Source organism: Methylobacterium tardum, from assembly GCF_023546765.1.
Taxonomy (GTDB): Bacteria; Pseudomonadota; Alphaproteobacteria; order Rhizobiales; family Beijerinckiaceae; genus Methylobacterium; species Methylobacterium tardum.
Genome location: NZ_CP097484.1, coordinates 3,156,476 through 3,170,495, shown reverse-complemented (window position 1 = coordinate 3,170,495; position 14,020 = coordinate 3,156,476). Strand labels below are relative to the sequence as shown.

Annotated in this window: 14 protein-coding genes; all 14 read right to left on the bottom strand. The window is 67.5% G+C overall.

The window, feature by feature from the left end:
• Window position 1 precedes the first annotated feature (1 nt).
• The 14 genes from M6G65_RS15190 to M6G65_RS15125 all read right to left on the bottom strand — a co-directional run bounded on the left by M6G65_RS15190 (window position 2) and on the right by M6G65_RS15125 (window position 13,583).
• Complete coding sequence (locus tag M6G65_RS15190) at window positions 2-1,498, bottom strand: ABC transporter substrate-binding protein (RefSeq protein ID WP_238195322.1); 1,497 nt, start codon at window positions 1,496-1,498, stop codon at window positions 2-4.
• 391 nt (window positions 1,499-1,889) lie between these two features.
• On the bottom strand, window positions 1,890-2,810 hold the full coding sequence (locus M6G65_RS15185) for an acetamidase/formamidase family protein (protein ID WP_250104134.1): 921 nt from the start codon (window positions 2,808-2,810) through the stop codon (window positions 1,890-1,892).
• 46 nt (window positions 2,811-2,856) lie between these two features.
• A complete protein-coding gene (locus M6G65_RS15180; RefSeq protein ID WP_238195324.1) occupies window positions 2,857-3,696 on the bottom strand; it encodes an ABC transporter permease in 840 nt (279 codons plus the stop codon).
• Between the two features lies 1 nt (window position 3,697).
• Complete coding sequence (locus M6G65_RS15175) at window positions 3,698-4,522, bottom strand: ABC transporter ATP-binding protein (protein WP_238195325.1); 825 nt, start codon at window positions 4,520-4,522, stop codon at window positions 3,698-3,700.
• Between the two features lie 56 nt (window positions 4,523-4,578).
• A complete protein-coding gene (locus M6G65_RS15170) occupies window positions 4,579-5,541 on the bottom strand; it encodes an ABC transporter substrate-binding protein (protein WP_250104133.1) in 963 nt (320 codons plus the stop codon).
• A gap of 852 nt (window positions 5,542-6,393) precedes the next feature.
• A complete protein-coding gene (locus tag M6G65_RS15165; RefSeq protein WP_238195327.1) occupies window positions 6,394-7,080 on the bottom strand; it encodes a zinc metallopeptidase in 687 nt (228 codons plus the stop codon).
• A 204-nt stretch (window positions 7,081-7,284) separates the two neighbouring features.
• Window positions 7,285-8,046 (bottom strand): sulfur oxidation c-type cytochrome SoxA, encoded by a 762-nt coding sequence (soxA, locus tag M6G65_RS15160; RefSeq protein WP_238195328.1) that lies wholly within the window; start codon window positions 8,044-8,046, stop codon window positions 7,285-7,287.
• 38 nt (window positions 8,047-8,084) lie between these two features.
• Window positions 8,085-8,405 carry a thiosulfate oxidation carrier complex protein SoxZ gene (locus tag M6G65_RS15155; protein ID WP_238195329.1) on the bottom strand — a complete coding sequence of 107 codons (321 nt, stop codon included), beginning with the start codon at window positions 8,403-8,405 and terminating at the stop codon, window positions 8,085-8,087.
• Window positions 8,406-8,410: 5 nt separating this feature from the next.
• On the bottom strand, window positions 8,411-8,863 hold the full coding sequence (locus M6G65_RS15150) for a SoxY-related AACIE arm protein (RefSeq protein WP_238195330.1): 453 nt from the start codon (window positions 8,861-8,863) through the stop codon (window positions 8,411-8,413).
• Window positions 8,864-8,892: 29 nt separating this feature from the next.
• Window positions 8,893-9,363 carry a sulfur oxidation c-type cytochrome SoxX gene (gene soxX / locus M6G65_RS15145; protein WP_373323681.1) on the bottom strand — a complete coding sequence of 157 codons (471 nt, stop codon included), beginning with the start codon at window positions 9,361-9,363 and terminating at the stop codon, window positions 8,893-8,895.
• The gene (locus M6G65_RS15140; RefSeq protein ID WP_238195331.1) at window positions 9,360-10,622 is read right to left on the bottom strand and encodes an NAD(P)/FAD-dependent oxidoreductase; all 1,263 of its coding nucleotides are present in this window, start codon (window positions 10,620-10,622) and stop codon (window positions 9,360-9,362) included. The genes soxX and M6G65_RS15140 overlap by 4 nt, the downstream gene beginning before the upstream one ends.
• The gene (locus tag M6G65_RS15135) at window positions 10,622-10,915 is read right to left on the bottom strand and encodes a c-type cytochrome (RefSeq protein ID WP_238195332.1); all 294 of its coding nucleotides are present in this window, start codon (window positions 10,913-10,915) and stop codon (window positions 10,622-10,624) included. Before M6G65_RS15135 ends, M6G65_RS15140 begins: the two co-directional genes overlap by 1 nt.
• Complete coding sequence (locus M6G65_RS15130) at window positions 10,912-13,107, bottom strand: xanthine dehydrogenase family protein molybdopterin-binding subunit (RefSeq protein ID WP_250104132.1); 2,196 nt, start codon at window positions 13,105-13,107, stop codon at window positions 10,912-10,914. Before M6G65_RS15130 ends, M6G65_RS15135 begins: the two co-directional genes overlap by 4 nt.
• A 14-nt stretch (window positions 13,108-13,121) precedes the next feature.
• Complete coding sequence (locus tag M6G65_RS15125) at window positions 13,122-13,583, bottom strand: (2Fe-2S)-binding protein (RefSeq protein ID WP_238195334.1); 462 nt, start codon at window positions 13,581-13,583, stop codon at window positions 13,122-13,124.
• Between the last annotated feature and the right edge of the window lie 437 nt (window positions 13,584-14,020).

Genomic DNA, 14,020 nt, shown 5'->3' with positions numbered 1-14,020 from the left:
ACTACTTGTCCATCCAGGCCCGCTCGAAGGCTTGCTGGGTTCCGAGGGGGCCGGTCGTGTGGTCCTTGAGGCGCCGGTTGAAGACGCTGACGTACTGCACGTCGATGAGCCAGATCATCGGGCTGTCCTCCGCCAGGATCTGCTGGACCTTCTTGTAGAGCGCGGCGCGCTTCTCCGCGTCCGGCTCGCGCGCGCCCTCGCCGAGCATGCGGTCGACCTCGGGATTGCTGTAGAAGGTGTCGTTGACGAAGGTCACGCCCTTGCGGATCTGGCTGGTAAGGAACTGCTTGTTCAGCCCGTAGACCGGGTCGACGCCCTGGCTGAGGAACGGCTCGTTCAGGTCGTAATCGTAGTTGGTGTAGACGCGCCGCAGCCAAGTCGCGGTGTCCTCCGAGCGGAGCGTCACGGCGATGCCGACGCCGGCCAGCGCCTGCTTCAGGTACTCGGCCTGCCGCAGCCACTGCTCGCCGAAGGAATTCACCTCCAGGTGCAGGGCGAAGCGGGTCCCGTCCGCGCCGCGCGGGGCGCCGGCCTGATCGAGCAGCCGGTTGGCGATGTCCAGACGGTCCGGAACGTCGTACTGGCGCACGTCGTCCGTGTAGAGACCGGCAGCCGCGAACTTGCGGCTGAGCGGGCCGGTGGCGGGCAGGCCGTAGCCGAACATCACGTCCTTGAGGATGACCTTGCGGTCGATGGCGTAGGCGATCGCCTGGCGCACCTCCTTCTTTTGGAGATGCGGGTGACGGCCGTTCAGCTCGAGGACGCTCTGGGCCGGCGTCATCTCGTAGCCCTTGGTCGTGAGATCGAGGATCGGGTTGGTCTTCATCCGCCCGAGGTCGGCGTAATTGACCGCGCTGTACCCGGCGAAATGCGCCTCGCCCGCCTCCATGGCCGCCGAGCGCGTGGCCGCGTCCGGGATGAACCGGGCGACGATCCGGTTGAGGTACGGCAGGCCGGGCTTCCAGTAATGCTCGTTGCGGTCCAGGCGCACGAATTGGCCCCGCTCCCAGCTCACGAACTTGAACGGGCCGGTTCCGACCGGCTTGTTGGCGCCGGGGTTCTGGAGCACGTCCGTACCCTCGAACACCGAGCGGCACAGGATCGGCAGGTCCCGCCCGGAGAGCGCCTTCATGATGTAGGGCGCCGGATTGGCCAGCCGCAGGATTGCGGTCATCGGGTCCGGCGTATCGACCGCCACCAGCTCCGCGAGCATGACCGGCGCGATCGGATTGTACTTCTTCAGAATCTCCATGAAGGAGTACTGCACGTCGGCGCTGGTGAACGGCTTGCCGTTGTGGAAGGTCACGCCCTCCTGAAGTTTGAAGGTGATGGTCTTGCCGTCGGGCGCGATCTCCCACGACTTCGCGAGGTTCGGCTGCGGGCTCTGATCCCAGTCGTAGGTGCACAGCCCCTCGTAGACCTGCGTGGCGATCGGCGGGATGTTCCCTGCCGAGACCGCGTAATGCGCCAGGGTCGAGGGCTCCGGATGAACGATCATCACCATCGTCCCCCCGCGTTTCGGCTCGGCGGCGCGCGCGCCGCTTGCCGCTGCTGCGAGGCCGAGGGGAAGCGCGAGAATCGTGCGACGGGAGAGATCAGTCACGTCAAACGTGCGGGACAAGCCAGAGGACTCCTGAAACTTCCCGTCGATTAGCAATACGCATGCCATGCAGGCTTTCGAAGGAAGCGCCGATAACCCCGCATGATGGAGGAAATATTTTTGTAGATGCAGTCCGTCGCCTCCGAGAACCGGAAAGATATTCTGCACATCTCTGTCCGGGGCCGACGCTCCGCTGCGCGGCCCCGGAGCCGCACAGCGGGCACGATGAACCGTGCGGCTCAGCCGTTCGTACCCGGCCGATCATCGGACGGCAGGTCGGCGGCTCAAGTCATTGGAATGCCGCGAGGATCGCCTTCGGCACCTTGCAGATGTACGTGTATTTCGGATTGACCATCTGCGTGCAGCGCGCCTCGGCGATCTGCGCGAGCAGCAGGTAACCCTCCGGCTCAGGGATGTTCCACTCGTCGGCGAGCCAGTAGATCATGTCGGCGAAGGCAATGCGCATCGCATCCTCGAGCGGGCGGGCGCAGCCGAGCGTGCAGAGATGCGTAGGCGTCTCGATCCGCGGGTGGCCGAGCCGCACCGGCGCGGGCACGAGGCTCACCCGCAGGGTGACGTTCGCGCCGATCTCGATCGCCCCCATCCCGACCGCTTCGCCGTCGCCCTGGAGCGCGTGACAATCGCCGATGAAGAAATGCGCGCCGGGCTTTTCGACCCGCAGCATCACGGTGTTGCCGGTGGTGACCTCCTGAACATCGAGGTTGCCGCCATGCGTGCCGTTGTCGACCGTCAGGACCGCGCCATGGACCGGCGCGACGCCGATGACGCCGGCCATTGGCTTTACCGGCAGCCGGAGCCGGTCATTCCAAATCACATGGCCGTCGTGCACGTCGGCGACCTTGGTCCGGATGCCCCATTCCTTGCGGCGCACCCAGTCCGGGAACATGCCGTGCCCGGGCCAGAGGGAGCTGTAACCGCGCTGGCCGAGTTCCATGTCGAGGATCTCGACCTTCAGCATGTCGCCCGGCTTCGCGCCCGCGACTTCGATCGGGCCGGTTGCCCCATTCACGAACGGGAAGGTGACGTCGGCCTCGGTCAGGTTCTGCCCGAGCTCCTTGATGACGCCGTCACCGATGTTGATCACGCATTCGACCGTGACGATCTCGCCCGGTGCGATCGTCGCGACGAAGAGCTCGTCGCCCGAGAGGGCGTACTTGATCGTTCCCTGTTTGCTGATGCGCTGCGTCACGTAGGGCTCCCGATGGCGATGGCGTTGGTGTCGAGGGGGGCGTGGGTCAGAGGCGATCCCGCCAGGGCATGAGCGCCCGCTCAGCTCGGCCGACCAGGAAGGTCAGGACGAGGGCCAGCGCGATCGTGCCGACCAGCGCGGCGAAGACCTTCGGGATCGCGTAGAGGGATCCCGCCTGGAAGATGGCATGGCCCAGGCCCACGGACGACGACATGAACTCACCGACGATGGCACCGATCAGCGCGAACCCGACGGTGAGCTTCAGGCCGGCGAAGATATCGGCGAGGCTCGACGGCACGACGAGCTTGGCGAAGATCTGCGGCTTCCGCGCGCCGAGAGTCCGCAGGAGGTTGATCTGGTCCGGATCGACGCCGAGCGCGCCCTTGTAGGAGGTCACGAGGGCGACCACGACGACCGAGAGCGTCGACATCGCGACCTTCGAGGCGAGCCCCGTGCCGAACCAGATGATGATGATCGGGGCGAGCGCGATGATCGGGATCGAGCCGATCGCGACGATGAAGGGCTGGACGACCCGCGACACGAAGGTCGAGTACCAGAGCGACAGGCCGGCGAGCGTGCCGACGACGTTGCCGATGAGGAATCCGAGCCCGGTCTCGAGGGCCGTGACGCCCGCGTCGCGCATGAGCGTGCCGTCGGTGAGACCCTGCCAGAGGAACCGGCCGACCGCGGAGGGCGAGCCGAACAGGAAGGACGCTTGCGGGCTCTGGTGCGTCTGCCACTCCCAGACTCCCAGCAGGCCCCCGAGAAGCGCGATCTGAACGAGCAGGACGAGCGCGCCCGAGCGCAGGCGCGCAGTGTCGCGCGGCGGGGCATCCTGGCTCGTTCCAGCGATGGTGGTTGCCGGTCCGGTAACAACGTCCGACATCTCAGGGCCTCGCTGCAGCACGGCTGATGCCAAGACCGGCGCGGCCGAGCGCGGAGCGTGGGATGTCGAGATCAGCCCAGATCTGGCGGACGTAATCGCCGAAACCGGCGCTCTCGCGGGCCCCGATCATGTCATCGGGCGCACAGTCGAGGTCGATCGTGTAGCTAGCCTTGACGGCGGTCGGCCGCCCGCTCAGCACGAGGACGCGGTCGGCGATCGAGACGGCTTCCTCGATGTCGTGCGTGATCAGGAGCGCGGACTTGGCCCCGTCGCGCACGAGCCGCACCGTGTCGGCCTCGATCAGGAGCTTCGTCTGGAAGTCGAGCGCCGCGAAGGGCTCGTCGAACAGCAGGACGTCCGGGTCGTTGATCAGGGTGCGGGCGAGCGCCACGCGCTGGCGCATGCCGCCCGACAGGGTCGCGGGATAGGCCCCGGCGAACCCGTGCAGACCGAGCTGGTCGAGGAGCGCGCGCGCCCGCTCGTCGGCTTGCCCGCGCGGCATCCCGCGCAGTTCGGTGCCGAGCTTCACGTTATCAAGGGCTGTGCGCCAGGGTAGCAGAAGATCCTTCTGCAGCATGTAGCCGACCCCGCTGGGGGTGCGACCGCGCCGGTCGAGGGGCACGCCGCTCCAGAGGATACGACCCGAATCGGCCGGCGTCAGACCGCAGACGGCGTTGAGGAGCGTGGTCTTCCCGCAGCCCGAGGGGCCCACGATCGCGACGATCTCTCCGCGGGCGAGTGCGAAGGTGAGATCGCCGACGACAGGCAGGATGCGACCGCCCGTCCGATACGCCTTGGCGAGATGCTCGACGGAGAGCGGAGGCACGGGAGACCAGGGGCGGGCCGCCGCTTGCAGAGTACCTTCGGACACGGGGGCGCCGGTCAGCCGGCGCGCTTCGCGGCCTTGTCGGCGAACGTATTGTCGGCGACTTGATCGAAGGTGAGCGTGCCTTTGATATTCCCGAGATATTTTTGCATGCCCATCAGGCTTTCCCAGGCGTCCTTCTCGGTCACGACGCTGGAGGCCGGGATCTTATACTTCAGCTCGGCATCGATGGCAGCGTCCACGACGTCGCCCGGAAGGTCCGGAAATTCCAGCCGCGCGACCTTCTTGGCGTAATCGGGATCGCTGTAGGTTCTGCGCCCGGCCTCCTCGAAGGCTGTCACCAGGGCCTGCACGGTCGAGGAATCCTTCTGGATCGTTCCGGGCAGCACCATGATCCCGGTATTGCAGAAGGGCCCGACGTAGTTCGAGAAATCGAACACGATCTTTGCACCCTGCGCCACCGCCTGAGCGACGCCGGGCTGGTACGCGACCGCGATGTCGGCCACGCCGGCGAGCATGGCGGCGATCTCGGTTCCGGGGCTCACCGGCACGATCGTCGCGTCGACACCGAGCTTCATCCCATTGCTCTCGATGAGGCGCTTGGTCACGCTGAAGTTGGTGTTGGGCTCCGGCGAGGTGGCGATCCGCTTGCCCTTGAAGCCCTTCGGGTCTGTGAAGGAATCGACCGTCTTCGAGACCGCGAAGTAGTGGGCCCGCTGAACGACGGTGCCGACCACCATCCCGGGGCCGCCATTCTCGCGCGAGATCACCACCATCGTGGGGTCGCCGATAGCGAAATCCGCCGAGCCCCCCAGCACGGCCGCGAAGGTTTGCGTGTCGCCGCCGGCAGCACTCACCTGCATGGCGAGGCCGTTCTTCTCGAAGATGCCGGCGTGAATCCCGACGTAGAGGTTAATGTAGCCAAGGTTGTGGACGGCCTCGCTGAATCGGACGGTCTTGAGTCCTGCGGCGCGCGCGGCGGTGGGCGCCCATAGCGCGCCGACCGATAGGCCGGTCATTCCTCTCAGGATCGAGCGCCGATGGAGCAGGGGCGACCAGGGCTGAGGCATACGAGCTCCGCGAGAGTCGATGAGGTAGTCAGGCGCGTGCCGAGGAAGGGCGATTGTCGAAGCACCGGATTGTGCGGCCGCTGCCGTCGGGCATTTGCTCAAGCAAGTTGGCTGCCAAACCGCACCCTCGTTCGCGGAAATAGCGCACCACTCGATATGAAAACCGGTCTTCGAGCTCGGAAAGCAGCGAGAATGTCTGATCGATGCCGCCGCAATGGACAGACAGAGCCGATCAACTGCTACGTTTCAACGGCGATCGTTCACCCACGATCGGCCGCACCTGCGCGGTGCCGGCCTGCGGCCGATCCCGAGCCTCTGGAGCCACCGCGCCGGCAATCCCTCGACAAACCCGGCCGGTGCCACCTTTCTGTGCAAGACCGTGCGGACTTTCCTTGCCTCGGCGGAGGCGAGCGCGTCCTGACAGCCCGGCCTATCTGCCATCGCGGGGAAAGCCGTCTCGAGCGTCGCTACTCTCGCATTGCATGAGTTGGCCGGATCTCGGCAGACGCTCGCGTTTGTCCTGATGCCGAGCTGCGTCGGCATGGCTCGGCAGAGGAAAGTAGCACCAACATTCCCGACGGCCTGTGCGTCGGCGAGCGCTGGCTTGATTCATTGAACGCCCGGGGAAATCGGGACGTCCGCTCTGGAGGACGAAAGAAGAGCGCTTGGGTGGCCGAGATGGGCGCAGAGCCGAACGTCCAGATTTTCGGCCGACGGCTATCTGGTGAGGCGTAATGGCCGATGGAAGACAGTCCGCTTGCAGCTGAGCGGAGCAAAAAACGGACGCGCGCCTGGCAGGTCTTAGAACGGGAGGAGTCGCCGGAAGCGGGCGATGTTCACGAGCGACACGAGGGAGGAGGCCACGTAGGTGAGGGCCGCGGCGCGCAGTACGGTGCGGGCGCCAAGCATATCGTCAGCGTCAAGGAAGCAACCCGTTTCCAGGATGGGCAAAACCCGGCGGAAGCTCGCGTCGAGCTCGACGGGCAGCGTCAAGAGGTGAAACATAAGGCGAACGCTGAGGAGCGCGATGCCGACACCGACCTGTAGGGCGAGCAGGACAGGCGAATGGACGACGGCGAGCACCACAGGCGCAGTCATCATCATCACGGCCGCGGCGAACTCGAAGCCCCGGACGACCTGGGCGAAGGTCACCCGCGCCGCGAGCAGCCGATCCCCCGCCGCGTGCTGGAGCGCGTGAGAAACCTCATGTGCTGCGACCGCGACCGCCGTGATGGAGCGGCCGTTATGGTTCTCCGGCGACAGGCGCACGACGTTCGCGACTGGATCGTAGTGGTCGGCTTGCGCGATCTCGACGGGAACGTGCTCGAGCCGTGCCAGGTCGAGCAGATGGCGGGCAAGTTCGCCTCCGGTTCCGGGCAGGTCCGGCCGCTCGGTGGCGTGTTGCTGCATCGCCCGGCGCACCCACCACTGGGGTCCGAACACGAGGCCGAACAGAAGGGCGACGCCGAGCGCCAGGACGATAGGCATACCGCGTATGTAGGCGTGCGGCCGAGTCGGTGTAAGCGCGGCGCTTTACTCCGCCACCGGCGCGTCTCTTGGGCCAGGGGGACGGATGAAGTTGCGGATTGGCGGGCGGCCGAGGCGTTCGCGCGACCCCTTCTGGCGCGTTACCATCGTGACCGACGTGAAATACGGACGCGGCATCGGGAGGTGGCCGGCCTATAGGGTGGATCAGGGCCGCACGGCCGGCGTCTCCAGCGGCAGCGGGGCGGCTCGGGTCGCGAGGTAGAGTTCGAGCGCAATGTATTCCGGCGCGCCGTACCCGAAGGGCTCGGCACGCATACCGGTGAGGCAGTTACGCAGGCGTCGCTGTAATGACCCGAGACCCTGCCATTCGAGGCGATAGAGCGGGTAGCCGGTTGGATGTCCCTGCGGGATCACCGCCGCGCCAAGGTGGCGGCCCCAATGGTCGTCGTGGCAGATCGCGCAGGACAGGCCAAGCTGTCCCTGACGCGCCTCGAAAAGCGTGCGGCCCTCCGCTCGTGTGGGATCGAGCCGGGGATCGTCCGGCGGGGTCATCGGCAGCCCGCGGGACTGCGCGGCGATGAAGGCCGTGAGCGCCAGCAGGTCCGGGCTCTCGTAGGCGAGCGGCTCTACGCCCTGATACTCCCGTCGGCAGGTGTTGACCCGGGTCTGGAGGTCGATGGGTTTTTGGGTCTGCGCGTCCCAGGCGGGATAGCGTGTCGCGACGCCCCGCATCGTCGAAGAGGCCGCGCCGTGACAGCCGGCGCAGGCGGGCCGACCGGAGGGAGGCGCCTTCGTCCAGAGGTCTTCCCCATCCGCAACCGCGAGCATGCCGGGATTGGCCCCGTCGTCCCGCTGCATCGCCTGGATCTCGGAGCTCATCTGGTCGAAGCCCGAGCGCCGCTCGGTCGGCGAAATCGGCTCCGCTCCAGCAAGAGCGCCGGAGAGGAGCAGCCCCAAGAAAGCCATCGGCAGCAGGGAGCCTAGGCGGCGCGGCACGGCCGGGCTCAGGCTACGGTGATCGCTGCGGACTCGGTCTGGTCGAAGCCGCCATCGCCGCGCCACGTGAAGCTGAAGCGGCCGCTGCGCGTCGCGATCCAAGTGAAGGTCAGGTAAGGGTTGGCGGCCGAGGCGGGAAACAGCTCGACCCGGAAGATCTCCTCGTCCTCGAAGCGGCAGACGAAGTGCGTCACGATGTTGCGCGGCAGGATGCGGCCGTCCGCACCGGGCCGGAAGCCCGTCTCCATCGGGTGAGAGATCAGAGTCTTGATCGTGATCGTGTCGCCGGGCTTGGCGGACTTGGGCAGGTTGATCAGCGTCCGGGCCATCGGGGTCAGCCCTCCAGGCAGGCGGCGAGGGTCACGATGGCATCCGCGCTCGCCGACCAGTAGGTCCCATCGCTCATCTCGGCGATGGCGGTGATGCGCTGGGTGTCGGCGAGCCGGATACGTGTCGAGACCTGCGCGCGGCCGGCGCCCGGCCTGAGGTGAACCGTGACGACGTTCGGCTGCGGATTCCTCTCGTTGAATACCCCGATCCGGCGCACGTGATCCTCGGGCGTCATCGCGCTCTCCACACTGACGGTGAGCGGCACCGTGTTGCCGTTCTCCACGAGCGGCGGCAGGTCGAGGGTCACCCGGCCCGGACGGATCGGGTTGTCACCCGCGAAGCGCCGGATGGCGGATTCGGTCGTTTCCGTGCGCGGCAGCGTCGCCGCGGCGGCGGGACGCAGCGCGATGACAAGCACGGTCCCAGCCAACCCAGCGAGCGCGCCGCGCCGGTCCATCGAACTCGCGCTCCGTCTCCTGTGCCTGCTCATCGGCTTTTCTCGGGGCCAGCCTCGCGCAACGTCGCCAGAAAGGCGACGACATCCTCGATCTCGGCCGCGCTCAGGATTGGGCGCCCCTGCCACGCCCGCCCCACGCGGGCGAGACCCGCGAGGTTATAATAGGATGGCATGATCGTCTCCGGGTTCAATGCCCGTCCATCCACCAGCCGCAGGCGCAGCTGCCCCGGGCTCAGCCGCCCGCCGACACCCGTGAGATCCGGCGCGAGGTTGCCCTGAAACCGCTCCTCCGGGAAGGGCCCGGCATGGCAGAGAAGGCAGAGCCCGCGGATCCGGTCCACGACGATGGCCCGGCCACGCGCGGCATCGCCCGGCGCGCCGGTGAGGCTCTCAGGGATGGCGTCGCCAACGACCGAGGTGGGTACCAAGCCCTCCTCGGCCTGCGCCGGCGGGGCGGCGAGCGCCAGCACGAGCATGAGGGCCAAGCGGCCCTGCCTCATCCGAACACGTCCCGGGTGATCGTCCGATACCAGCTCTCGCCATAGGCTGCCTCTTGCGCGCGCACCTCTTCGGGCGCGTCGAGGGGGCTGATCCCACCGGCTCCCGGAACGTCCGCGAGGAGCCCGTCGGTCGGGCGGAAGACGCCTGCGATCGAGATGCCGTTGCCCGGTGCGACAAGGCTCCAGCAGGTGTTGATGAGCTTCGGGCTCTCGGGCTCCCGTCCGGCCAGCAGATCGATCACCGCCTGCGCGCAGACCTTGGCCTGCGAGTTCGCCGAGAAGGCGGATTTCGGCATCGCCCCGGCGATCGCTGCGTCACCGATGACATGGACGCCCGGTACGAGGCGCGATTCAAAGGTCACGGGATCGATCGGGCACCAGCCGCTGCGGTCGGCGCAGCCGGCCTGCGCGGCGATACGGCCGGCGCGCTGGGGCGGGATGATGCAGGCCACATCTGCCTTGTACTCGGCGAAGTCAGTACGCACGACCATCGCGGCGGAGTCGACTTCCGTGACTGCACCGCCTGAAGCGAGCGGCACGTATTCGAGGACGTCCGGGTACAGCTTCGCCCAGGCCGCCTCGAACAGCTTCTGCTTCGAAAACGTGTCCTTGGCGTCGAGTAGGACGAGCTTCGCCTTCGGCTTCCGGGTCTTCAGGAGATGAGCGATCAGGCTCGCGCGCTCGTAGGGGCCGGGCGGGCAGCGATACGGGTTGGCGGGCACCGAGATGACCACCGTGCCGCCCTCCGGCATGGCCTCGAGCTGGCGGGCGAGGAGCACCGTCTGCTCCCCGGCCTTCCAGGCATGGGGCATCGCCTCGGCGGCCTTCGCGTCGTAGCCCGGCACTGCGTCGAAGCGGAGCTCGATGCCCGGCGAGAGGATCAGGCGGTCGTAGGGCAGTGCCGTGCCATCGCCGAGGATTACCCGGCGCGCCGCCGCATCCACTGCATTCGCCGCCCCACGCACGAAGCTCAGTCCAGCCCGATCAAAAGCCTCGTAGCCAAAGGTTTGTGCCTGGATTCCGCGCAGGCCAACGACGACCGCGTTGCTGCCCGTGCAGGTGACATAGCGCTCGGCCGCCTCGATCAGGGTCACGTCGACGCCGCCCGCGGCGAGGCAGCGCGCCGCCGTGGCGCCTCCGAACCCGGCTCCCACGACCACGACGCGCGGAGGTGTGCCGCCGAGTGCTGGGCGCGCCAGTGCGGCGGCCGCGGCTCCACCGATCAGGGCACGGCGGGTCGGGGAGGGCGAAGCGCGCATCACCGCGGCCCTTGCGCCGCGAACCAGGCAGCGATGGCCTGGCTCTCCTGCGCGTCGAACCCCTTGGCGATGCGGTTCATGATCGTCGCTGGGCGCGTCCCCGAGCGAAAGGCATCAAGCGCAGCGACGATTTCGGCCTCCGGTCGTCCCGCAAGCACGCCCGTCGCGGAGCCCTCGGCGTGGCAGCCGGTGCAGGACGAGGCCCCGGGCGGCGGCCCCATCCCGGCGGCGCCCGCGCCCGTTCCCCCGGCGAGGGTGGTGAGCAGTGCGAGCGCCGGAGTCATCGCCCTCATGCCCGGCGCAGATCCGTGTCCTTCAGCGGCAGCTGGCGAACGCGCTTGCCGGTCGCCGCGAAGATCGCGTTGAGCACGGCCGGCGCGGCAACCGCGATCGTCGGCTCGCCGACGCCCCCCCAGAAGCCGCCGGACGGCATCAGGATGGCCTCGACTGCCGGCATCGTGTCCATCCGCATCACGGGATAGCTGTCGAAGTTCGTCTGCTCGATGCGCCCGTCCTTCACCGTGCAGGCGCCGTACAGCGCGGCCGAAAGACCGTAAACGAAGGAGCCCACGACCTGCGCATCGATCTGCTGCGGGTTGACCGCGTGGCCGGGATCGGTGGCCGCCACGATACGGTGGATCTTCAACTCGCCTTGGTCAGAGACCGAGACCTCGGCCGCGCCCGCCACGTAGCTGCCGAACCCCATCGTCTGGCAGATGCCGCGATAGATGCCCTCGGGCGGTTTGTTGGCCCAGCCGATCCGCTCGGCCACCGCCTGCAGCACGGCCCGGTGCTTCGGGTGGTTGTCCATCAGCTTCAGACGGAAGGCCAGCGGATCCTGGCCGGCGGCGTGGGCCAACTCGTCCATAAAGCATTCGAGATAGATGGCGTTCGGGTTCAGGTTCACGCCCCGCCAGAAGCCCGGCAGGATGTGCGGGTTGCGCATCGCGTGATCGGCGAGGATGTTCGGGATCGTGTAGCCGATCGCGGCCTCCGGCCCTCCGGGATTGAGCCCCTGGAAGGTGACCGGATCGCGACCCTCGACCATGCGTTGAGGGGCGATTGCGGCCAGGATTGACTGGCCGGAGATGCGCATGTGCAGCCCGGTCAGGTTGCCGTCCCTATCAAGGGCGGCGCGCATCCGGCACTGCGTGACCGGGTGGTACCGGCCGTGCGTCATGTCCTCTTCGCGGGTCCAGATCAGCTTGACCGGCGTGCCCGGCATCTCCTTCGCGATGAGCACCGCCTGCCGCACCCAGTCGTGCGTGGCGCCCCGCCGGCCGAAGCCGCCACCGAGATGGATCTTGTAGACCTCGCAGGACGTGGCCGGCAGCCCGGCGGCGTCGGCAGTCGCGGCCAGCGCAGCCTCGCCGTTCTGCGTCGGCGTCCAGACCTCGCAGCGCTCCGGCGTCCAGAGCGCGGTCGCGTTCATCGGTTCCATCGTGGCGTGGTTCTGGAACGGCACGCCGTAGACGGCCTCCACCACTTTGGCAGCGCCCTTCAGCGCATCGATCACGTCGCCGGCCTTGTTGCCGACGAAGGCCTGCTCGGCGTCGAGCCCCTCGCGCAGGGTCGCCGCGATGGTCTCGCTGGAAACTTTCGCGTTCGGACCCTCGTCCCAGACGACCGGAAGGGCGTCGAGGGCAGTCTTGGCACGCCAGAACGTGTCGGCCACCACCGCGACCGCGCTGTCGCCGACCTGGATGACTCGTTTCACGCCGGGCATGCCCGACACCGCTGCGGCGTCGAAGCTCTTCACGCTGCCGCCGGTGACCGGACAGTCGCGGATTGCGGCGTTGAGCAGGCCGGGCAGCTTGAGATCGATCCCGTAGACCTGGCTGCCGTCGAGCTTAGGCAGGGTGTCGAGCCGCTTCAGCGGCTTGCCAGCGATGGTCCAGTCCTTCGGATCCTTGAGCACCACGTCCTTCGGCGGCTCGATCTTGGCCGCCTCTGCGGCGACAGCGCCGTAAGTGGTGCTTCGGCCGGAAGGGCCGTGGGTGATCACGCCCCGCTCGACGCGGCACTCGGCGGGCGGCACGCCCCAGCCCTTCGCGGCGGCGGCAATAAGCATGGTGCGGGCGGCGGCGCCGCCTTTACGCACGTACTCGTGGGAATCGCGCACGCCCCGGCTGCCGCCGGTCGAGTAGTCGCCCCAGATGCGCTTGCGGGCGAGGTTCTGGCCAGGGCTCGGATACTCGGTGGTGACCCTGGCCCAGTCGCAGTCGAGTTCCTCGGCGACGAGCTGCGCGAGGCCGGTAAGCGTGCCCTGGCCCATTTCCGAACGGGCGATGCGGATCACCACAGTCTCGTCCGGCTTCACCACAACCCAGGCGTTCACCTCCGGCGTCGTGGGCGCCGCGTCGAGGGTCGCGGCGCGTGCGGGGAACGGGATGTGGAAGCCCAGGGTGAAGAGACCGGCGCCGGCAAGCAGTGTGCGGCGGGTAGGGCGGGCAGCCTGCGCGGAGGCCTTGGATTCGAGATTCATCTGCTCTCTCTCCGTCAGCCGGACTGACCGCGCTCGGCGGCAATCTTGATGCCCGCGAGCACGCGGTTATAGGTGCCGCAGCGGCAGATGTTGGTGATCTCCTGGCGGATCTGCTCCTCACTCGGACGCGGGTTCTGCGCCAGTAGCGCCGCCGAGGCCATGATCATCCCGGGCTGGCAAAAGCCGCATTGCGGCACGTCGAGCTCGGCCCAGGCCTGCTGGACCGGATGGCTGGCATTCGGGGCAAGCCCCTCGATCGTGATGATCTTCTGACCTGGCTCGACCGCGGAGAGCGGCATTGAACAGGAGCGGACGGCCGCCCCGTCAATATGCACGGTGCAGGCGCCACACTGAGCGATGCCGCACCCGTACTTGGTGCCAGTCAACCCGATCTGCTCGCGGATGACCCAGAGGAGCGGCGTGTCGGGCTCGGCATCAACCTCCCGCACGACGCCGTTGACGTTCAGTCGTGCCATCGGACCCTCTCTCTGGAACGATCTTAATGTATTCAGTATCCCTAATGCGAGGGCCCCTCAAGGGATGGCGTGCGTGGTCCGTTGGCAGCGTTCGTCCAGCGCTGTACGTCACGGCTCCCGCGACAAAAATGCGCCGAAGCTCTCGATGCCGGAAGCGCGCCCCCTCCTGGCGTCGACATGAATTCTGCTCCCTTGCAGCGGCCGTCCGCCAAGCGTGGAGCTGCAGAAAGGCGGCTCGATCGATTGAATGACGTGACAAGCGTTTCGCAGAACTCAGCCGCCTTCAGCTGGATCGAAACCGAGCACTAAGCCGTGCCCGCTGGCCTGTAGCTGTTCCCCCAAGCAGACAGCCCAGATCCTTCTAGTCGCTCTTTCTCCGAACTTCGGGTCCTATTGTGCTTGGCGCACATCTGAGGCTTTTCATCCAGCGCGAGCCG